18 protein-coding genes are annotated in these 19,737 nt (G+C 66.4%); 10 read left to right on the top strand and 8 right to left on the bottom strand.

The window, feature by feature from the left end; translation table 11 throughout:
* Window positions 1-39: 39 nt before the first annotated feature.
* A complete protein-coding gene (locus tag WC585_RS01240; RefSeq protein WP_373255712.1) occupies window positions 40-261 on the top strand; it encodes a hypothetical protein in 222 nt (73 codons plus the stop codon).
* On the opposite strand, the gene WC585_RS01235 is transcribed toward WC585_RS01240, so the two are convergent.
* Together WC585_RS01235 and WC585_RS01230 are read right to left on the bottom strand one after the other, a co-directional pair.
* Window positions 258-884 (bottom strand): ribonuclease HII, encoded by a 627-nt coding sequence (locus tag WC585_RS01235; RefSeq protein ID WP_373255711.1) that lies wholly within the window; start codon window positions 882-884, stop codon window positions 258-260. The two genes, WC585_RS01240 and WC585_RS01235, sit on opposite strands and share 4 nt — an antisense overlap.
* Window positions 881-1,468: a DNA-3-methyladenine glycosylase I gene (locus tag WC585_RS01230; protein ID WP_373255710.1), complete on the bottom strand. Its 588-nt coding sequence runs from the start codon at window positions 1,466-1,468 to the stop codon at window positions 881-883. The genes WC585_RS01235 and WC585_RS01230 overlap by 4 nt, the downstream gene beginning before the upstream one ends.
* Window positions 1,469-1,564: 96 nt before the next feature.
* On the opposite strand from WC585_RS01230, the gene WC585_RS01225 reads away from it, so the two are divergent.
* From WC585_RS01225 to WC585_RS01210, 4 genes are all read left to right on the top strand, one after another.
* The gene (locus WC585_RS01225) at window positions 1,565-3,817 is read left to right on the top strand and encodes a S9 family peptidase (RefSeq protein ID WP_373255709.1); all 2,253 of its coding nucleotides are present in this window, start codon (window positions 1,565-1,567) and stop codon (window positions 3,815-3,817) included.
* 46 nt (window positions 3,818-3,863) lie between these two features.
* Window positions 3,864-5,360, top strand: coding sequence for an amidase (locus WC585_RS01220; RefSeq protein ID WP_373255708.1), 1,497 nt, complete (start codon window positions 3,864-3,866; stop codon window positions 5,358-5,360).
* Between the two features lie 122 nt (window positions 5,361-5,482).
* Complete coding sequence (locus tag WC585_RS01215) at window positions 5,483-5,959, top strand: low affinity iron permease family protein (protein ID WP_373255707.1); 477 nt, start codon at window positions 5,483-5,485, stop codon at window positions 5,957-5,959.
* Window positions 5,956-6,231 carry a SemiSWEET family sugar transporter gene (locus WC585_RS01210; RefSeq protein ID WP_373255706.1) on the top strand — a complete coding sequence of 92 codons (276 nt, stop codon included), beginning with the start codon at window positions 5,956-5,958 and terminating at the stop codon, window positions 6,229-6,231. The genes WC585_RS01215 and WC585_RS01210 overlap by 4 nt, the downstream gene beginning before the upstream one ends.
* Here the strand turns inward: WC585_RS01210 and WC585_RS01205 are convergent.
* Genes WC585_RS01205 through WC585_RS01185 form a run of 5 tightly spaced genes read right to left on the bottom strand, consistent with a single transcriptional unit; the run spans window position 6,228 to window position 14,303 of the window.
* Complete coding sequence (locus WC585_RS01205; protein ID WP_373255705.1) at window positions 6,228-7,118, bottom strand: hypothetical protein; 891 nt, start codon at window positions 7,116-7,118, stop codon at window positions 6,228-6,230. The genes WC585_RS01210 and WC585_RS01205 overlap by 4 nt on opposite strands.
* A gap of 2 nt (window positions 7,119-7,120) precedes the next feature.
* The gene (locus tag WC585_RS01200) at window positions 7,121-10,693 is read right to left on the bottom strand and encodes a hypothetical protein (protein ID WP_373255704.1); all 3,573 of its coding nucleotides are present in this window, start codon (window positions 10,691-10,693) and stop codon (window positions 7,121-7,123) included.
* A gap of 1 nt (window position 10,694) precedes the next feature.
* Entirely contained in the window at window positions 10,695-12,275 is a 1,581-nt protein-coding gene (locus WC585_RS01195) for a tubulin-like doman-containing protein (protein WP_373255703.1), read from the bottom strand.
* Window positions 12,275-12,904: a hypothetical protein gene (locus WC585_RS01190; protein ID WP_373255702.1), complete on the bottom strand. Its 630-nt coding sequence runs from the start codon at window positions 12,902-12,904 to the stop codon at window positions 12,275-12,277. The genes WC585_RS01195 and WC585_RS01190 overlap by 1 nt, the downstream gene beginning before the upstream one ends.
* 34 nt (window positions 12,905-12,938) lie before the next feature.
* Window positions 12,939-14,303 carry a hypothetical protein gene (locus tag WC585_RS01185; RefSeq protein WP_373255701.1) on the bottom strand — a complete coding sequence of 455 codons (1,365 nt, stop codon included), beginning with the start codon at window positions 14,301-14,303 and terminating at the stop codon, window positions 12,939-12,941.
* Between the two features lie 88 nt (window positions 14,304-14,391).
* Here WC585_RS01185 and WC585_RS01180 point away from each other — a divergent pair, with 88 nt between their 5' ends.
* On the top strand, window positions 14,392-15,369 hold the full coding sequence (locus WC585_RS01180; RefSeq protein WP_373255700.1) for a hypothetical protein: 978 nt from the start codon (window positions 14,392-14,394) through the stop codon (window positions 15,367-15,369).
* Window positions 15,370-15,372: 3 nt separating this feature from the next.
* Here WC585_RS01180 and WC585_RS01175 read toward each other — a convergent pair whose 3' ends face one another.
* Complete coding sequence (locus tag WC585_RS01175) at window positions 15,373-16,338, bottom strand: SDR family NAD(P)-dependent oxidoreductase (protein ID WP_373255699.1); 966 nt, start codon at window positions 16,336-16,338, stop codon at window positions 15,373-15,375.
* Window positions 16,339-16,482: 144 nt separating this feature from the next.
* Here WC585_RS01175 and WC585_RS01170 point away from each other — a divergent pair, with 144 nt between their 5' ends.
* From WC585_RS01170 to WC585_RS01155, 4 genes are all read left to right on the top strand, one after another.
* A complete protein-coding gene (locus tag WC585_RS01170; protein WP_373255698.1) occupies window positions 16,483-17,505 on the top strand; it encodes a hypothetical protein in 1,023 nt (340 codons plus the stop codon).
* 77 nt (window positions 17,506-17,582) lie between these two features.
* Window positions 17,583-18,113 (top strand): nuclear transport factor 2 family protein, encoded by a 531-nt coding sequence (locus WC585_RS01165; protein WP_373255697.1) that lies wholly within the window; start codon window positions 17,583-17,585, stop codon window positions 18,111-18,113.
* Window positions 18,114-18,123: 10 nt separating this feature from the next.
* Window positions 18,124-18,882 (top strand): SDR family oxidoreductase, encoded by a 759-nt coding sequence (locus WC585_RS01160; RefSeq protein ID WP_373255696.1) that lies wholly within the window; start codon window positions 18,124-18,126, stop codon window positions 18,880-18,882.
* Between the two features lie 33 nt (window positions 18,883-18,915).
* Window positions 18,916-19,734 (top strand): DUF1295 domain-containing protein, encoded by an 819-nt coding sequence (locus WC585_RS01155; RefSeq protein ID WP_373255695.1) that lies wholly within the window; start codon window positions 18,916-18,918, stop codon window positions 19,732-19,734.
* Window positions 19,735-19,737: the final 3 nt, after the last annotated feature.

Below are 19,737 nucleotides of genomic sequence, written 5' to 3'. Positions count from 1 at the left end.
ATGTCGGGAACCAGCGTTCCACATTGTCGTTAAACCGACATGGAACAGCCGCGCTTAACCCCCTCTATCCAGCCCGCCGATGCTTTCGACGCCATGCGCCATCGGGAGGCTCAAACTTTTGGTCGCCGTCCAGTCGCAAAGGCGGCAGTCCATCCGCAGGCCGATCTCTACGACCGCGCCCAGACCTGGGCCGTCGTCGCCCTGGGCGGCATGATTGCGGCGCTGGCCGGGGCTCTGGCCGGCAGCGGCCTGTCGCTCTAGGCCTCCAGCAAGGCGCGGATCGGAGCCCAACTGCGGCGATGCGCCGGGCAGGGGCCTAGGGTTCGCAAAGCTTCGGAATGCATGGGGGCGTTGTAGCCCTTGTGCCCGGCAAAGCCGTAGCCGGGATATTGCGTATCAAGATCGATCATCAGCCGATCGCGCGCCGTCTTGGCCAGTATGGAGGCGGCCGCGATCGACAGTGACAGGCTGTCTCCCTTGATCACCGTCTGCACATCGCAAGGCAGTTTGAACCTGTAGTTGCCGTCCACCAAGGCCGCCACGGGCTGTACCGACATCGCCTCGATTGCCCGGCACATGGCCAGGCCGGTGGCATGCAGGATGTTCAGTTCCGCGATCTCCTCCACCGAGGCGAGGCCGACACCCCAGGCCAAGGCGCGGGCCTTGATGACCGGCTCCATCTCGAACCGTCGCTTTTCGGTCAGGGCCTTGGAATCGTCGATGCCGGGGGGCAGGTCGTCGGGGTTCAGGATGACGGCGGCCGCAGACACGGGCCCGGCCCAGGGACCGCGACCCGCCTCGTCCACGCCGCAGACCAGACCTCCGACCGCGCGCGACAGGTCGGTCTCCAGCGACAGGGAAGGGATGTTGCGAACCGCAGTCATGGCCGCGCCATCGCACGAACCTGGGCGAGGCGAAAGCAGCTGGTCTGGTGATCGTTGACCATGCCCACAGCCTGCATGAAGGCATAGACGATCACCGGGCCGCAGAAGGTGAAGCCCCGTGCCTTCAACGCCTTGGTCATGGCGACGGATTGCGGCGTCTGGGTGGGGCCGTCGCGATAATCGGGCCAGGCATTCTGGATGGGCTGGCCGTCGACGAAGGACCACAGCCAGGCGGAAAAATCCTCGCCCTCGTCACGCATCTTCAGCCAGATCTGCGCCCCCTTGATCGCGCTGTTGATCTTGGCGCGCGAGCGGATGATGCGCGGGTCGCCCAGGAGGCGCTGGATGTCGGCTTCGTCGTAGCGGGCCACGATCTGCGGATCAAAACCGTCGAAGGCGTCGCGGATGCCTTCGCGTTTGCGCAGGATGGTGATCCAGGCCAGGCCCGCCTGAAACCCGTCCAGCACCAGCTTTTCCCACAGGGCGCGGGCGTCATACTCCGGCACGCCCCATTCGGTGTCATGGTAGGCGACATACAGCGGGTCGGTGCCGCACCAGCCGCAGCGGCCATCGGATTCGGTCATGGCGACAGGATGCCTGCGCAGATCATCCGTGGGAATGGCCGATTGATGCCGCACAGGGGGTGACGGGGGCAGAATCCCTCTTTAGCGTCCCGGCCCATGCGCAAACATCTTCTCGCCTCCGCTCTTTTTCTGGCCGCCCAGGCCCCCTTCACTGCCGCCCTGGCCCACAACGCCGATCCGGCCGTTCTTACGCCCGAGCGGGTGTTCGCCAATCCCTCATTGTCCGGGCCGGTGGCGCGGGGCGTGTCCCTGTCGCCCGACGGCGAACTGGTCGCCTTCCTCCGCTCGCGTGAGGACGATGTGGATGTGCTGGACCTGTGGGCCGCCCCGACGGGCGAGGGCGAGCCGTTCAAGCTGATCGATGCGCGGGCTCTGGTGCCGGACGCCGGCGAACTGTCCGAAGCCGAGAAGGCCCGGCGCGAGCGGATGCGCATCAGCCAGCGCGGCGTGGTCGAATATTCCTGGGACGAACAGGGGCGCTACATCCTCGCTCCCTTGGAAGGCGACGTCTTCCTGGCCGAGCGCGCCGGCGGTGCCGTCCGTCGCCTGACCGAAACCGAGGCGGACGAGATCGACGCCAAGGTCTCGCCCAAGGGCAATTTCGTCTCCTGGGTCCGGGATCAGGATCTGGTCGTCTATGACCTGGCGGCGGGCACGGAGGCCCCCGTCACCACCGACGGCGACGGCCTGATCACTTGGGCCACCGCCGAATTCATCGCCCAGGAGGAGATGGACCGCGACACCGGCTACTGGTGGAGCCCTGACGAACGCTACATCGCCCTGCAGCGGACCGACGAATCCGCCGTCGACATCGTGCCCCGGCTGGACATCACCGGCGGCGGGGCCAGCGTGATCGAGCAACGCTATCCCCGCGCGGGCCGCCCCAATGCCGTGGTCGAACTGTATGTGCAGGACCGTCAGAGCGGCCAGCGGACCAAGGTCGATCTGGGCGAGAACACGGACATCTATCTGGCGCGCGTCAACTGGTCGGCGGATGGCCAGACCCTCTACGTCCAGCGCCAGTCGCGCGACCAGAAGCGGCTGGACCTGCTCAGCGTCGATCCGGCCACGGGGGCGTCGCGTGTGATCGTGACCCAGCGCTCCGACGCCTGGGTGCCCCTGACCAACGACTTCCGCGCGCTGGAGGACGGCACCTTCATCTGGTCGTCAGAAGAGACCGGCTGGCGGCATCTGTATCTGTACAACCGCGACGGCCGTCGCCTGCGGGCGATCACGCGCGGGGCCTATCCAATCAAGGGGTTGAACGGCGTCAATCAGACGACGGGTGAAGTGTTCTTCACCGCCTCGATGCGTGACGGGCGCGAACTGCCGATCGAGCAGCAGATGTTCCGCGCCTCGCTGCGCCGGACGGTGACCCCGGTCGCCGTAACGCCAGAGGGCGGCTGGTGGGGCGCGTCCATGAACCGGACCGGCACGGCCTATGTCGGCAACTACACCGACCTGAACACGCCGGCGCAGTCGGGGCTGTACCGCGCCGACGGCACCTTCGTGCGCTGGATCGAGGAGAACCGGCTGGACGAGAGCCACCCCTATTTCCCCTATGTTTCCCGCCGCGGTCAGGTCACCTTCGGCGAACTGGAAAGCCACGGCGAGACCCTGGTCTGGCAGATGACCACACCGCCGGGCTTCGATCCGACGAAGACCTATCCGGTCGTTATGCAGGTCTATGGCGGGCCGTCAGGCGGCGGCGTCCGTCGCGGCTGGCAGTCGGCGACCAACCAGCTGCTGACCGAGGCGGGCTATATCGTCTTCCGCCTGGACAACCGAGGCGAGGGCGACCGCTCCACGGCGTTCAAACAGGCGCTGTATCTGAAGATGGGCCAGCCCGAGATCGAGGATCAGGTTCTGGGTGCCAACTATTTGAGATCGCTGCCGTTCGTGGATGCTGACCGGATCTCGGCCATGGGCTGGAGCTACGGCGGCTTCATGACCCTGCACATGCTGACAGAGCCAGAAATGGGGCTGACGTCGGCGATTTCCGGCGCCCCGGTCACCGACTGGAGCCTGTACGACACCCACTATACCGAGCGATTCATGTCGACGCCGGAAGCCAATGCAGAAGGCTATGCGGCGTCGGACGTCGTCGATCAGCTGGACCAGTCGACGGGCCGGCTGCTGCTGCTGCACGGCATGGCGGACGACAATGTCATCTTCGAAAACGCCACCCGCGTGATCGACGCGCTGCAGGCCAAGAGCGTGCCGTTCGAAATGATGCTCTACCCCGGCCAGCGCCACGGCATTCGCGGCAATGAACGCCAGTTGCAGCAATGGCGGACCTATCTGGATTTCTTCGACCGCACGATCGGGTCGCGGTCAGCATCGGAATAGGTCCGCAACGGGGTCGGAATCCGCAAGTGAATTTGAGGGGGCTGGAATGAAAACTGTTGGAATAGTCGCGGCGGCGACAGTGGCGGTCATGATGGCAGCTGGCGGCGCAATGGCTCAGGACACGGCGAGCGTGTCCGTGCCCGATCCCCTGGCGCTTAACAGGGCTTGGATCATGAACGCGGCCCAGGACGACCTGCAGACACGCAGCGTGCTGCGCTGGGCCGATCCGGCAACGATGGGTGCCGGACCCTTGCAAGGCGACCTGAGGGGCTACGGGATCCTTCTCAAGGACAATGTTGAGACCGCCGACATGCCCACCACTGCCGGCTCTCTGGCGCTGGCTAGGAACGCCCCTGGCCGGGATGCGCCTTTGGTGACGCGGCTGCGTGAAGCCGGAGTCATAGTGCTGGGCAAGGCCAACCTGTCCGAATGGGCCAACATTCGCTCATCCCAGAGCATCAGCGGCTGGAGCGCCACGGGTGGCCAGACCCTGAACCCCTATGACCCGTCCCGTACGCCCTGCGGCTCGTCGGCGGGCAGTGCGGTGGCGGTGGCGATAGGATTGGCACCGGCGGCGATCGGGACCGAAACGGACGGCTCCATCACCTGCCCGGCCTCGGTCAACGGCATAGTGGGCTTCAAGCCGACCGTGGGGCTGGTCAGCCGGACGCACATCGTGCCGATTTCGCATTCCCAGGACACGGCGGGTCCGATGACCAAGACGGTCGAGGACGCGGCACGGATCATGACCGTCCTCGCCGGTTCCGATCCCCTGGACCCCGCCACGGCCGAGGCCGATGCGCGCAAGGTCGACTACCGCGCCGCCCTGGACGCCGGGTCGCTGAGCGGGGCGCGGATCGGGGTCATGTCCTTCCTGCTGCCGTCCTATTCAGAAGAGACCCGTGCCGCGTTCGAGCGGTCGTTGCAGGCCATGCGCGAGGCGGGCGCAGAGATCGTCGAGATCACTGAGGCCCCGGCCCAGTTCCGTCAGATCGGAGGCTGGGAGCTGACCGTGCTGCTGACGGAGCTCAAGCACGACCTGAACCTGTATCTGGCCTCGACCGATCCGCAGCAGGTGCCGACGCGCACCCTGGCCGACGTCATCGCCTTCAATGCCGCCGAGCCGCGCGAGACCGTGCTGTTCGGTCAGGACCTGTTCGAGCGGGCCGAGGCGACCGGTGGCCTGACCGATCCGGCCTATGTCGAAGCGCGGGCGAAGTCATTGCAGGCGGCCGGGCCGGACGGCATCGACCGGATGATGGCGGACCACCGCGTCGTCGCCCTGATCGCGCCGACCACCTCGCGTGCGTGGACCAACGACCCGGAAGACGAGGACGACATGCAGGGCTCGGCCAGCCGCCTGGCCGCCGTCGCCGGTTATCCGCACCTGACCGTGCCCATGGGCTTCGACCGCGGCATGCCGGTGGGGATCAGCTTCATCGGCGGCAAGTGGGAGGATGCCCGCATCTTGTCGCTGGGCCATGCTTTCGAGCAGAAGACCCAGGCGCGGCGGGTACCGGGAATGGTCTCGCAGCCAGAATAAAGGGCTTAGACAAGTCTAGATAATCCTGCCGCGACAGGTTGGATAAGTCCGGTACTCTCTGGATAGATTGGCGCTTGTGCATACTGACCGGAACCGCGCCCAAGCGAAGCGGTTAGGCCGTAATGGAAAAGCTGTTCGTCCGGTTTGCGACCCTGACCGCCAAGGTGGCGGGCAAGCCGTGGACCTTCATCGCCTGTCTGGCCGTCGTGCTGATCTGGGCGATCAGCGGGCCGATCTTCAAATTCAGCGAGACCTGGCAGCTGGTGATCAACACCGGCACGACCATCGTCACCTTCCTGATGGTGTTCCTGATCCAGAATACCCAGAACCGCGATGGCGCGGCGATGCAGGCCAAGCTGGACGAGCTGATCTTCGCGGTGAAACAGGCGGATGCCCGCTTCATCGGTATCGAGCACCTGACCGAGCGGGAACTGGACGCCATCCTGGCTGAGGTGGAAGCGCGCGGCATCGCTGTGCATCAAGGCAAGCCAGCGCGGGCGATCAAGGGCAAGCCGGCGAAGCGGGCCAGTGACATCGAGGCCGAGCAACCCGCCAAAGCGTCTCCTGTCGGCAAGACCGGCTCCAGGACCAAGGCATGAGCGACCTCGTCGCCAATATCGTAGGCACGGCTGCGGCCCTGTGTTCGATCACCAGTTTCGCACCCCAGATGATCAAAATCTGGAAGGAGCGCGACGCTTCGAATGTGTCGCTGAAAACCTATTCCCTGACCGTGACGTGTTTCGTGCTGTGGACCGTCTATGGGGTGATGACCACGGCCTGGCCGATCATCGTGGCCAACGCCTGCGCCCTGGTCATGGCGGCGGCGGTGCTTGGAATGAAGTGGCGGTTTCGGGACGGAGAGCCGGACTAGGCCCCCCGCAACCTCCCGCGTTTTTCCAGCGTGATGGTGTCGGCGTCGAAGCGGATCCAGGCGGGCTCCATGACCTGTAGCACATTGCCCGGCTCGACCTCGAAGGCGCGGCCAAAGACGGACTGGGCGCGGGTGCCGCCACCGAACTGATACAGTTCGCCCCATTGCTGGATCGGCCCGTCCGACGGCAGCAGCAAACCCAGCGACGGCCGGTCGTCCAGCGGGATGAACCAGAAGGGGCCTTCCTCATCACCAACCGTGGGTCGCAGTGCCTCGCCGGGGCCGGTGGTCACGAAGTCGGGGCCATAGGCGCGCTGGAACTCGGCCATGCCGCCAGCGCCGTCCAGAAGCCCCTGATAGGCGACCAGCAACGCCTTGAACTCCGGCGTACGGCTGCGCTGGGCGATCAGCTCGGCGTCGGCAGTCGAGGCCGTGGCCGCAGGTGCGAACAGGGTGGAGGCGCGGCTGGTCGATGGGCGGGGTGAGGGGGGTGAAGCAGCCGTAACCGGGGCCGTGGGTTTGCGTGCTGGTCGAGCCGGAGCCTTTTCGAAGAAATCTTCCGCCAGATCGCCGGGACCCCGCGCCTCGGTCTGATCGGGGAAGGGCTCGAGCGGTTGATCGTCGTGGGTCAGCGGGCGCGCGAGGGCTCCATCCATGCGCCGGCGCAACTGGGCGACCTCGGCGGACAGGGTCTCGATCTGGCGCTGCTGGTGGGACAACAGCCGGTGCAGAGTCTCCAGCGTGACTGCGCCATCTGTGGTGTCGCCTGGGTCGCGCCTCGGAAGAGTTGCAGCGGCATCGGCAGTCGAACCGTCCGATGGCTCATACTGCGGTTCGGCTCCGGTCTTCTTCCTGCCGCCCAAGCCCCACAGTCGGTCCCCGGCCACGGTCAGATATCCCTGACGACGATGCGGCGGTCGCGCTCGATCAGGGGCAGGGCCATGATCGATACCAGTTCGCGCAACGCCGTTATAAAGGGCGGCTCGAACGGCTGGGCATCCTCGTCGGTGAAGGCGTCGGCGTCCAGGTCGTGCAGCGTATCCGACAGGCTCTGTCGAACCTTGGCGCGGATGTCGTTCAGGGCCCCGCGTTGTTCAACGTCGATGTTGATGTCGGTCAGCTTGCGCAGGGCGATCAGGAACCGGCTGAGGTGGGCCAGTTCGATGCGGTCGACCTCGGTCGCGCTTTGCAGGGCCGTCAGGGGGGCGGTCGCCAGGGCCTGCGTCTCCACGCCCCCGACCATGACGTCGACATCCTCGCCCAGGACGGCCAGGCGGCTTTCGCCGCCCGCCGGGTCTTCGCGGCGGTCGACCAGCAGGCCTTGCGCGACCTCATGCTTGGCCTCGTGCGGTCCGGAGAAGCGGAACTGGATGGCGACATCGGCCGGATTGTATTCCGCCGCCGCGATGGCCAGGCGGACCAACTGGGTCAGCTCGTCGTCCGAGCCGCCCGTGTGGAACTGGCGGAACAGGGTCGAGCCGCGCCCGGCAAAGGCGACGGTCAGCCGGTCCAGATCGGCCCGGCGCAGGCCCGAGTCCGGATCGGCCACCAGCTGACCCAGCACCAAGCCAACGTAGTACATCAGCCCGCCCAGAGCGACGGAGGCGACCTGTTGCAGGCCCAGGCCTGCAGGCTCGGACGCCAGCAGGCCGAAGTTGTCCGCGAATCGCTGGGCGAAGGCCGGCTTGTTGACATACAGCTCGACGAAATCGCGGCGACCATCCGCGCTGAGCGGATCGCCCTCGCTGAGGCCGGTCGAGACCTCGCTCATGTCGATCTTGCGCAAGACCTCGGGATTGTTGGCCAGATAGGCGGTGAAGAAGTCCCCGCCCGCGACCTTGAACGAGTTGCGCCAGAATGGCTTGCCGTCCCGCCACAGGGCGATGTCGGTGGTGCCGCCGCCGATGTCGAGCACCAGCATCAGCTTCTCGGCCCCCTGCGTCACGAAGACATGGGCGGCCGCGGCCCCCTCGGTCTTGCGCAGGAAGGTCGGGCGGCCATTGGCGGTGGTGTCGCCGGGCGGGCCGAACAGGGCGGACCAGTTACGGCGCAGCTCGTTCTCCAGCTGGCGGTGCTGCGACGGCTTGAAGGCCTGCGGATAGGAGAAGCGCCAGTCGATGGCCAAGGGATCGGTGCCCTCCGCGACCAGTTCGGCGGCCGACATCATCATGATCTGGCGCAGGAAGTGGGTGGCCAGGGCACGCTCGGACTGGGTCTCACCCCACTTCAGTCGGAACTTCAGCAGCCCCGCGCCGGTCCATTCGCGGAAGATGTTGTCCGACATGCCCAGATCGGCCTGTCGCGCGATGAAGCCGTCGAAGTTCGGCACGAAGAAGACATTGTCGGCAAAGCCGTGCTGATGCATCCGCCCCTCGCGGACGCGGGCCTGAAGCTCCGGCGGCAGGGCCGGGCGGAACTCGCGCAGCTTGGCCACGGTGGGGAAGGGGGTCTCGTGCTTCTGCAACGGGAAGAAGCCGAGGTATTGCCCGACCAGCTCCTCGCGGCGCCGCGCCTGTTTGGCGCGCACGCCGAACGGGAAGACGATCCGGTCCTGGAACGCTAGCCGCTCGCGCAGGCCGTTCCGCTCCGTATAGACCACGGTGTTGGTGGTTCCGAAGTCGACGGCCACCTTGGCCTCCAGCGCCGAGGATCGGGTCTGGGCGAACCGGACCAGCGCCATGCCGGCGGGCACGAAGTCGCCAGTTGCCGTCTTGCGGGCGAAGAAGACCGCATCCGCGCCGCCGGGGAGGTGATGAAGCTCGGCCACGCCCTGATCGGTGGCGGTGAAGCCGATGCGTTCGACCAGAACCTCCTGCTGGCCATTAGCCGTCGTGCCGCGCACGGTTGAGATGCGCTCGGGCTGAAGCGCCGAGGCGGGCGGGACGAAGCCGAACAGGTCGTCGATCGCCAGTGAGGAGGAGTCCGACCACAGCCGGATGCGACGCGCGCGGTCGGACATATCCAGCGAGGCCCCGCGCACCTGACTGGCCATCACCTCGGCGGTGACGGCGAACCGGGGCCGCATGTAGTAGTTGATGCTGGCGGTGAAGTGCAGGAAGGTCCAGCGCCAGCCGGGAGCCTGGAAGTTGGGCCAGAAGGCCAGGTCGTCCGGGACCTGAAGCACCTGTTTGCTCTGGTCCGCGCGGGGCAGATCGCGGCGTACCGCATGCGGACGGCCGGATTGAAGCCGTAGCCGCAGGCGGACCACGGCGTCGCCGGAACTTGGCGACATATCCAGCGCCTCGGCCAGGCCCTGACCGGGCACCAGCATCAGGGCCAGCGGCGACAGCGGCAGCAAGGCCGACTGGAAGGCGGCGGGGTGTGCCTCGTTGATCGTCTGGCTGTCCAGGGTGATCAGGCTGTCGGTGAACAGGTCGGACGGGCGGATGACCAGCCAGCCCTCGGCCTCGGCCTCCTGGCGGATGATGTCGAAGGTGGCGGGCCGCATGGCGTCGGCCAGGCTGTGCCTACCCCAGACCGAGATGGATTCCGGGCGCTTGCCCAGGGTCTCGGCCAGGTCCGGATCGACCAGGATCGCGCCCTTGAACAGGCTGCGAGCCGGGGGCGACAACTCGATGGCCGCGTCGGCCTCGGTCGGGGGCACGCTGGTGCCGTCGAACTGCCACGTAGAGCCCAGCACCTGGGCATGCAGCGCGCTGGGCCAGGCCAGGTCGATGGTGGCCGGGTTCAGGCCGCGCACTTCTGGTGCGGCCTTTGCATTGGCGGCCCGATGGAAGGCCTCCAGCGCCTGGGCCAGACCGCCACGCAGCCTGGGTTCCAGATCGTCGCGGGCGCTGAGCCGCGTCCACATCTGGCGGATGTAGTCGGCCAGGATGCGGAACTGACGCTCCGACAGGGCCGCGTCGATCGGGTCGGACAAACCGTCCTTCAGCCACGGCACATCGGGACAGCGCACCTGCTCCGACGCGCGGCCTGCGGCGACCAGGCTGGTCGGGGTCAGGAAGCCCAGCGGGCGACCGGGCCCGAAGGCGAAGGCCCCGGCCCCGCCGCGTTCCTGGATCATCAGGGCGACGGGACGTTTCCAGCTGAGTTCCGGCACCAGTACGCGTGCGGGCTCCAGGTCCAGCAGGGTGCGGGCGAACAGGCTGTTGCGGCGGCTGGCTTCCAGATCGACGGGTTGAGCCGTCAGCGTATAGGCCGCGCTGAACTCTGGCATCAGGGCGATGGTCGCGATCAGGGCGCGCCACTGGGGCAGGACGGTCGTGTGCAGGGGGTGGGACGCATCGAACAGGGCGCGGTCGAAGACCAGCATCTGGGCCCAGGGGTCCGGGATGCTCTTCACATCGCTGCGTTCGGCCTGTTTCTCGCCGATGAACAGGGCGTCGGCCAGCTTGTCGAGATGATCGATCGGGGTCCAGGCCCCGGCCTTCTTGGCCTCAGCCAGGGGGCCGTCGGTGATGATCGGCGGCAGGTTGTAGGTGTACAGTCCGCTGTGACGCATCTCAGGTCCTCGTCGCGGCGGGCGGTTGAACGTCGGCAAAGGCGTGCAGGGCCGAAACGAACCAGCCCAGGCCACGCTGGTTGACCTCCGGAGCCGTCTCGTTCGTCAGGCGGCCCATCAAATCGGCGGCGGTCGGCGGGGCCTCGCCCGTCTCGCCCGGCATGACGATGCTGCCATAGGCGTCATCGTAGTCGGCCCCCTCGAAGGCGCGGGGCACCTGGACCGGCAGGTTCGGACGCTCGCCTGGGCGGATGAAGGCGTCGGTGTTCCACAGGCCGAAGTTGATGCGCGCACGGCGGGCGTGCAGCTCTATCCCCCCGGCCCAGCCCAGCACCCAGCGGCAATAGGCGTCCAGCGCGGCGACCTCAGCCTCGGCAGGGGTAGCGTCGAACTTGATCGTGTCGATGCGCTGGCGGCGATACCAGGGATCGGTACGGAACGCCTTGAACAGGCCCGAGCGAGGTCGGCTGACCAGCGGGCCCCAGTGCTTCCAGGCCACGGCAAAACGCAGCAACTGCCCCAGCTTGTGATAGGGCGCGTCCGGGTCATTGTCGGGCGAAGGCAGGTCGGACCAGGTCAGGGCGTCGGCGGAGGTGCGCGCGCTGGCCAGAACCTGACCAGACACACCCTTCAGGTCCGCATTGAAGAAGCGGCAGGCGGCCAGGGCTCCGAACAGCTCCGGAGCCAGCGGCGGATTGGCCTGACCATTGGCCCCGCGGCTGTGATAGCCCAGCGCAAACGGACGGTCCCAGCCGACCAGATACAGTTGGTCGAAGATCGGCTCGTCCCGCAGCAGGTCGGAATAGTGTTTTAGGGCGCTCTTGGACTGGAGCACCAGTTCCTCGGACAGGGCGACATTGTCGCGTGAGGCGTCGCCGTCGCGGCCCGGCGGGTCGAAATCGAAATAGGGCAGCATCAGCACGCCGCCGATGTGAACGTTGGACGCCCCCTGCGGCAGGCGACGCCGGATCAGCCGGGCCAGGGTTGGAAAGCCTGCCGCGCCCGTGCCGCCGAAGACGGAGCCGACCAGCAGGACGCGCACCTCTGTGGCACCGCGTGCGGCATCCAGAGCCGTGGTCAGCTTGTCCCAGAACTCGATATCGTCCTCGATGCGCGAGGCCATGGCGGCGGCACCGATGTGCGGACGGCCGCGATAACCCTCGTCCAGCGGCAGATCCTGTTCGGTGTCGGCGGCGCTTGTACCTTGCGCGAACAGGCCGTCGAACAGCTGGCGCTCGCCCGTCGGCATGGATTCACGGTCGAAGATGCGGGCCAGCGATGCGGCCTTGTCCGGATGCGGGATCCAGACTTCTTCGGCCGGCGAAAGCGACTGGATGTCTGTGGCGAACAGGGGACTGCCGCCCAGCACATGCGCGCCGCCTGTGCTGCGCCACAGGGCCCGCGCGCTGACGATGGTGGCCAGCAGCTGGGCCGTGCGACCGACATTCCCATTGGAGCCGTCCTGATCGACCAGGCCGACGGTCAGATTGTCGCCCGCCAGACCGGCGACGGCGGCGTGCAAGGTCGATTCGACGACCTTGGCCCCGGTGCCCCCGACCCCGATCAGGATATTGACGGCCATCAGCGGCTCCTGCCGATCGGAATGAGCACAGTGGCCATCGGCACCGAGGCGCGCAGCACGGCGGGTGCGGCCAGGGCGGTCGAGACATAGTAGCTGAGCCAGCTCAGGATGATGCCGCCCGCGATGAAGCCGCCGGTCGCCGTGGCCGTGGCCTCTGCAGCCGGGCCCTGTCGGTTGAAGGTCAGCCACAGCAGGATTGCGGCCGCGACGGTGACGACCAGATAGCCGACCAACCAGACGCCCTGCGCGGTGCGCTGAGTCTCTGGGCGACCGACCTTCGACACCTGGCCCCAGGCGAGCAAGGTCCAGCCCAGGGCGACGGCGGTGGTGATGATCATCAGCTTCATGAAGCCGTCGACCAGGCCGTCAGCGGCGCGCTTGCGCTGGGTCTCCATCTGGTTGCCCAAGGCGTTTGTGGTGACGGTGCCACCGCCATCCAGGGCTCCGTTGAGGGCGGCGTCCAGCGCATTGCCCTGATCGACCGTCGCTGGTGCGCTGGTGGTCATCGGGGCGGGTTCGAGAAAGCGTGCGCTGGCCGTTTGCCAGGTCAGCAGACCCCAGCCGAGGGCGAAAACGATGACGCCCGTGACGAGCACGACGGCGAGGGCCTGAAGCCAGTTGCGGGTCATCGAGAACTCCAGAAAGGGGCAGGCATCGAAGGTGTCAGGGCTCGACCCTCACCAGAACCGCCAGACTGGCCAGTGGCAAGCCCTGCGGCGGAGTGGTTTCGCGCAATCCCGCCTCAAGCTGCTCGGCGAAAGCGGCAAGATTGAGCGTGGGGAAGAAGGCGGGCGACGCGGCCGAGACGGCGCGGGCGCGGTCGGGCGAGACGCTCCAGTCACGCATCCACTTGGTCTCGGGCGGAGCGGCAGTAAAGTTGTTCGTCGTCAGCTGACCCTGAATCAGATAGTCGCTGCCCGCGACCAGGGCGGCGGCGGATCGACCGTCCAGCGTGAAGGTCGCGCCGTTCGGGCCGTCCGGACGCCAGGCTCCGGACAGGGCGGGCTGGCTTTCCCAAGCTCCGGCCCCACAGCCGCCCGCGCGACGCCAGACCTGGGTCTGGCCGCCCAGTTTCCCGCGCCAGACCGCGCCGGGCAGGATGCGGGCATCGGCGACGACGGGGATGCGCAGGCTGGCCTGGCCGGTGCGCAACTGGTCCAGGCTGACGCGGACCTGGGGCAGGGCCTCGGACTGATCGCCGTCGATCAGGCGCTGGGCGGCGATGTCGCCGGTGGTCTGGACCGGGGCGCTGGCCCCGAGCCAGGCGGTCGCGGGCTCGGGCGTGAACAGGGCAAACTTGCTGCGGTCGGCGCTCAGGGCCGGGCTGCCGGAACGGGACAGGGTGCGATAGGCAGACAGCACTTCCGATCGGCTGCCGACCAGAAGGATAAAGAGCGGCCGCTCGCGGGCCCCGGCATGCGTGCCGACGCCCGGCACGTCATAGACGGGACCGGCATAGGGTGAGCGCAAGCCGATGATGCCGATCGACTTTCCCTTGGCCAGCAGGGCGCGGATCGGCTGACCCAAGGCGATCTCGGCGCTGCCCTGAAACGCCGTGTTGGATAGCCAAAGGTCTGTAACGACGACGTCCAGACCGGGACCGGAGCGGTCGGCGATACGGGTCAGGACGCTGTCGATGCGGCTTTCCTGATTGTCGCAGTTCGCCAGGCTTCCGCAGCGATAAAAGGCCGTCGAGGCGAGGCCGGAACCGGAGGGCAGGGGGCTGATCCGCTCGCCGAAACGCAGCCACTGAGCCTGGACCCCGGCCTCACGAGCGTGACTGGCCAGCAATGGCTGGAGGTCGCCGAGCGGTCGCACGGAATCGGTCGCGCCATCGACATAACCAGCGATGCTTTCGGACCCGTCCCAGAAGACCCGCATTGGACCGTTGGCAACACTCACCGGGGGGCGCAGGGCCGGGGCGGCCCCGTCGGGCGCGCACAATGCCCCGATCACACGATCGCCGCACGCTCCAAGAAGCAGGGTGGTCGCGAGGGCGGCGCAGGCAAAGAGTTTGCTGACGGGCAACGAACTCCCCATACGCTCGGTTGCGGATTAAGGGCTTGGTTTACTACGCTCTTCGCGCGACTGTCCATGCTGCTTCACGGGGGTCTTCTTGTCCGGTTCGCCGATTTCCATCGCCTTCGTGATCGAAGGCCAGACGGTTCGACTGGGCGATCCCAACCAGTGGCGAGCGGCGGTGAAGCATGGCGACCTGACTCCAATGACGCGCATCGTCGTGGCCGAGGACGGGGGCCAGGTCTACAGCGGCCCGGCCTCCGGCTATGAAGGGCTGAAATCACTGTTTCAGGCGGAAGAGGCGTCTGAACATCCTCCTGTTGTAGACGACAGCGCCCCTGGCCAGTCGCCGGTGATTACACCGGCTTTTGAGGTGCCGGCCCCGACGGTAGCCTCGTCCGCTTCTGCTCCAGACCTGACGCCGAACGCGGCGCCAGAGCTGCCTGTATGGCAGCAGCCCCGTCCCCAGCGCTGGCCTGTGCCCGAGCCGCCGACCATCCCGCGCACAGCGACAGCGGCGGACGCCGAGGCCTGGCGTGCCGGGCAGCGCCCGCTGCCGCCACCGAAGAAGAAAAACAATGCCGGTTTGGGGTGTCTTGTCCTGATCGTCGTGCTGGCTGGGGCGGGCCTGTTGCTCTCTCGCTGCGCCGGAGACGCAACACGCCGCGCCGAGGTGCGGTATGCCGAGACGCAGACGGTCGTGACGGACGGCCCTGACGGTGCGCCACGTGGCATGCTGAACCGGGGGGATACCATTACAGTCCTGTGGCCGCGTACAGGCCAGCCTCAGGAATGGTTGCAGGTACAGGGCGGACGTCTGGATGGCGGTTATGTGCGGCAAGAGGCCCTGTCCGATCGCCGACGCCCAACCATCGTTCTGACCGACCGGACGCGGACGATCACGACAGAGGACGTGCGTGTGCGGGCCGATCCGGCAGGTGAGCCGCTGGACGTCGTCAACACTGGTGATCAGGTCCGCGAAATCGGCGTCACCGAAAATGGCTGGTCCGAGATCGAATATGGCCAGGGCGTTGCCTATGTCGCCACGCGTTACACACGCGCTCCGCGTCGATAAAGGTCAGCCCAGCACCTTGGCGCGATCGCGTTCCAGATAGGCGACGATGTCAGCAACGGTCGTGCGTGTCTCGCGTGTCTTGGCATAGGCGTGGGCCGTGCGCGGCCTGCGGTCAAACCAGATCTGGTCGACCACTTCGTCTGGGCGGGTCGCGGCCAGCCAGTCGATGGTGTCGGCCCCTTCGGCGTCGTTGCGCAGGATGGGGGCCAGAACCTTGCGGAACTTGGGCAGGGACGTCTTGACCCCTGCCGTATCCGCCCAGCCCGGATGGACGGCATAGGTCTTGATGCGCTTGCCCGCGAAAGCCTCGCGCCAGTGCTCAGCCAAGGCCATCTGGGCTCGCTTGTGCGAGGCATAGGCTGCGAAGCCGTTGAACTTTTCCTGCGGGATATTCAGCATCGATTTGTTCAACGGCACATTATAAAGGCCGCCCGAGACCACATTGATGATGGCCGCGCCGGGTTTCAGTCCGCCCTGCGCCTGAAGCTGTTCGGTCAAGATGTAGTGGCCCAGAAGATTGGTCGCATAGGAGGTCTCGAAGCCTTCTGCTGTCGCCTCGAACTCGCGCATCAGCAGGCCGACATTGTTGACCAGAACGTCGTACTGGACTGCACCAATCTCCGGCCGTCGGGTCAGGGCCGAAACCGCCGCCATCGATGACAGGTCGCAAACGACAGGCAGAACGGTGCCCGGCATCGCTGCCGTTTCGGCGACGAGCGCATCCAGGGCTTTCAGGTTACGGCCGACGGCATGCACGGTTGCGCCCTTGGCCACGGCCTTCAGCGTCGCGGCCTTGCCCAGGCCGCCCGTCGCACCCGTGATCAGCCAGGTCTGGCCGCCGTAGTCGGCGCGCACCGGCCGGAACGGCAAACCTCGCGCGATGTAGCCGACGCGGGTGAACGACGGGGCGAACCGGCCGTAGAAATTGACCGATTTCATCAGGGCCTGAAGGGCGGGCAGTTCGGCCATGAGTGTCGCTCCGATCCTTGCGAGAACGTTTCCTCGCCGTCGCTTTCATTAAGATACTAATCAGGCCTGACGGCTTGGCAAGCGACTTGTTATTCTGGACTGAGCGGTTATCAGTTCTGGAAAGCAAGTGACGTCAGGTGCCCGATGCATGAACCGATCCGCGTGATTCAGTGGGCTACAGGCTCTATGGGCAAGGCCTGTCTTCGGGCCATACTGGACGATGCGCGGTTCCGGCTGGTCGGCCTGTTCGTCTATGGCGAAGACAAGGTGGGACGCGACGCAGGCGACATTGCCCGGCGCGAAGCGACGGGCGTGATCGCCACCCGGTCGATCGATGACATCCTGGCCCTGGACGCCGATGTTGTCCTGCACTGCCCGCGCCTGTCGGCCCCTTATACGGGCCATGACGCGGATGTTCGACGGCTGCTGGAGTCGGGCAAGAACGTCATTTCCATCAATCACTATTTCGAACCGGTGGCGCTGGGCGCGGACTATGCGACAGCGCTGGAAGCCAGCGCGTTGAAGGGCGGGGCGACCCTTGCGGGGACGGGGGTCAATCCGGGCTGGGTGGCCGAGCGGATGGCGGCCCATGCGGCGGCGGTGTGCCTGTCGCATCGCAATGTCGCGACGCGCGAGATCATTGACTGCTCGGGTGTGCCCAGTCCGGACTATGTGTTCGGCTCGCTGGGGTTCGGGGCGACACCCGATGCCATTGATCTGAAGAATGGCGATCTGGCGCAGACCTTTACGGCCATGTTTTCGCAAAGCGTGGCGGGATTGGCGGCGCGGCTGGATGTGTCACTGGACGGGTTCGAGGCGGATCACGAGATTGGCCTCGCGTCGCGTGACCTTCAGGTTGCGGCCGGGCTGATCCCGCAGGGCACGGTTTCGGCCACCACCTGGCGCGTACATGGACTGAGCCGAGGTCAGCGCCGGATTACCCATTCAGTAAGCTGGATCATGGACCCGAGTGACCCGGCATTCGTGGGCAAGCCGCACTGGGAAATCGAGATCGATGGCCTGCCGGGCGTCCGGATCGCCATGGACCTTGTCGACACGGCCCCGGACGGTGTGCGTACCAAGCCGGAACAGTTCGCGGTCGCGGCCATGGTTCTGGACGCCATCCCCAAGGTGGTCGCGGGACCGCCCGGATTGATGCGTTTGTGAGCCGATCCGGCTTGCCCGCTAACGCAAGCCATGTCACTTTCATTCAAAGACTAAAAACGTGAGAAGAGGAAACGACCATGGCCGATCGCGATCCGGAACTTCAGGCGCTGCTCGACAAGAAGGCGATCGAGGAGACGCTGCTCCTGTTCCTGCGCGGCTGCGACCGGGCCGATCCGGAACTGGTCGAGCAAGCCTACTGGCCTGACGGTTGGGAGGACCACGGGGGTACTTTCGACGGCCCTGCGTCGGAATGGATCGCGGTGATCAAGGAGCGTCTGCCCAAGGCCGGGTTGATGAACCACCTGGCCATGAACCTGATCGTCGAGCTGAAGAGCGCCACGACGGCGACGGCGGAATGCTACATTCTGACCGCCTCGCGCCTGAAGGTGAAGGGCGAGATGTTCGACACCCGCACCCTGGCCCGCTGCGTCGATCAGATGGAAAAGCGTGGCAATGAATGGCGCATCCTTCGCCGGACCATGTGCTGGGAATGGAACGAAGAGCACGAACTGTCCGAGACCTGGGCGCGCGGGGCGATCACCAACGATGCCAGCCTGCTGCGCCGGGGTGCCAAGAAGCCCGAAGACATCATCTACACCGCAGCCTGAGGCGACGATCATGGAGGTTCAGGGCTGTATCGCCATCGTCACCGGAGCCAATCGCGGCATCGGTGAAGCCTTCGTCAGGGTATTGATCGAGGAAGGGGCGGCCAAGGTTTATGCCGGGGCCCGCGATCCCGCCTCGGCGCGCCATCTCGAAGAGGCCTATCCCGGCAAGGTCGTGGCCGTGGCGCTCGACGTCTCCAAGCCTGATCAGATAGCCGCCGCCGCCGCCGCCTGTCCGGATGTCTCGGTCGTGGTCAACAATGCCGGGGCCTTCACCAACCGCCTGCTGATCGGTGCCGAGGACATGAGCGGCGCGCGCGAGGAAATGGAGGTCAACTATTTCGGTCCGGTCGGCATGGCGCGGGCCTTTGCACCCGCGCTCAGGGCGAACGGCGGGGGCGCAATCCTGAACGTCTTGTCGGTGGGTGGCATTCTCGCGGCCCCGAACATGGGCGGCTACAGCCCGTCAAAGTTCGCCATGCGGGCGGCGGGCAGCTGCATTCGCGCCGAACTGGCCGACCAGGGCACGACCGTGACCTCGCTGATCGTCGGCTCGGTCGATACGCGCATGGCCTCGCATGTGAAGGGGGCCAAGGAGGCACCGGAAGACATTGCCCGCGCCTCACTGAGGGGCATCACGCGCGGCACTGACGAGATCGACACCGACCGCTTCGCTATCGAGAGCCGCGCCGCCATGGCCCGCGATCCCAAGGGGCTGGAGCGTCAGATGGCCAGGATGCTGAAAGCCAAGGACATATCCACCGGTCGGTAAGACCGCACATCATCACTCGGGGGAGACAAGACCATGCCTGAACTACAGGATATCGCCATCGTTCTCGGGGCGAACTTCGCGATCTGCGTCGTCTGTTTCATCGCCCTGTGGGGTGTCGCCTGCGCGATCAGGGACGTGACCTTCGTCGATGCATTCTGGGCCATCGGGCTTGCTCTTATGGCGGTGACGACCTTTTTCCTGGCTGACGGGGCAGAGGCGCGTCAGCAACTGATGCTGGTCGTGGCGGTGGTCTGGGGCCTGCGTCTTGGGCTCTACATCCTGTGGCGCTGGCGCTCGCACGGACCGGACCGGCGCTATGTGAAGATGCTGGCGCGGGCGCAGGAAAAGGGCGCGAGCTTTCCCAAGGCGGCCTGGACTAACGTCTTTGCACTTCAGGCCCCGCTGATGTGGGTCGTCAGCTTGCCGGTACAGCTGGGCCAGATATCGGACCAGCCGACGAGCATAGGCATCGTGGGCTGGATCGGGGCGGTGTTGGCGGTGTTGGGCATCCTGTTCGAAAGCCTGGGCGACTGGCAGCTGGTGCGGTTCAAGGCTGATCCGGCCAATCAGGACAAGGTGCTGTCCAGTGGCCTGTGGCGCTACACCCGGCACCCGAACTATTTCGGCGACCTGTGCGTCTGGTTCGGCCTGTTCCTGATCGCGGCGGAGACGACCCTTGGCCTGTTCAGCATCGTCGGCTGGCTGGTTCTGCTGGTCCTGTTCCTGAAGTACAGTGGAGGGCCGTCCTATGAGAAGCGGTTGACCTATCACCGCCCCGGCTATGCCGATTATATCGCCCGGACCAGTTCGCTGGTCCCCTGGCCGCCAAAGGCTACGTCGGACGTGAAATAGGAT

It is taken from the genome of Brevundimonas sp., from assembly GCF_041648055.1.
Taxonomy (GTDB): Bacteria; Pseudomonadota; Alphaproteobacteria; order Caulobacterales; family Caulobacteraceae; genus Brevundimonas.
Note: the sequence above shows the minus strand (reverse complement) of the source record. Positions and strands in the feature narration are given on the sequence as shown.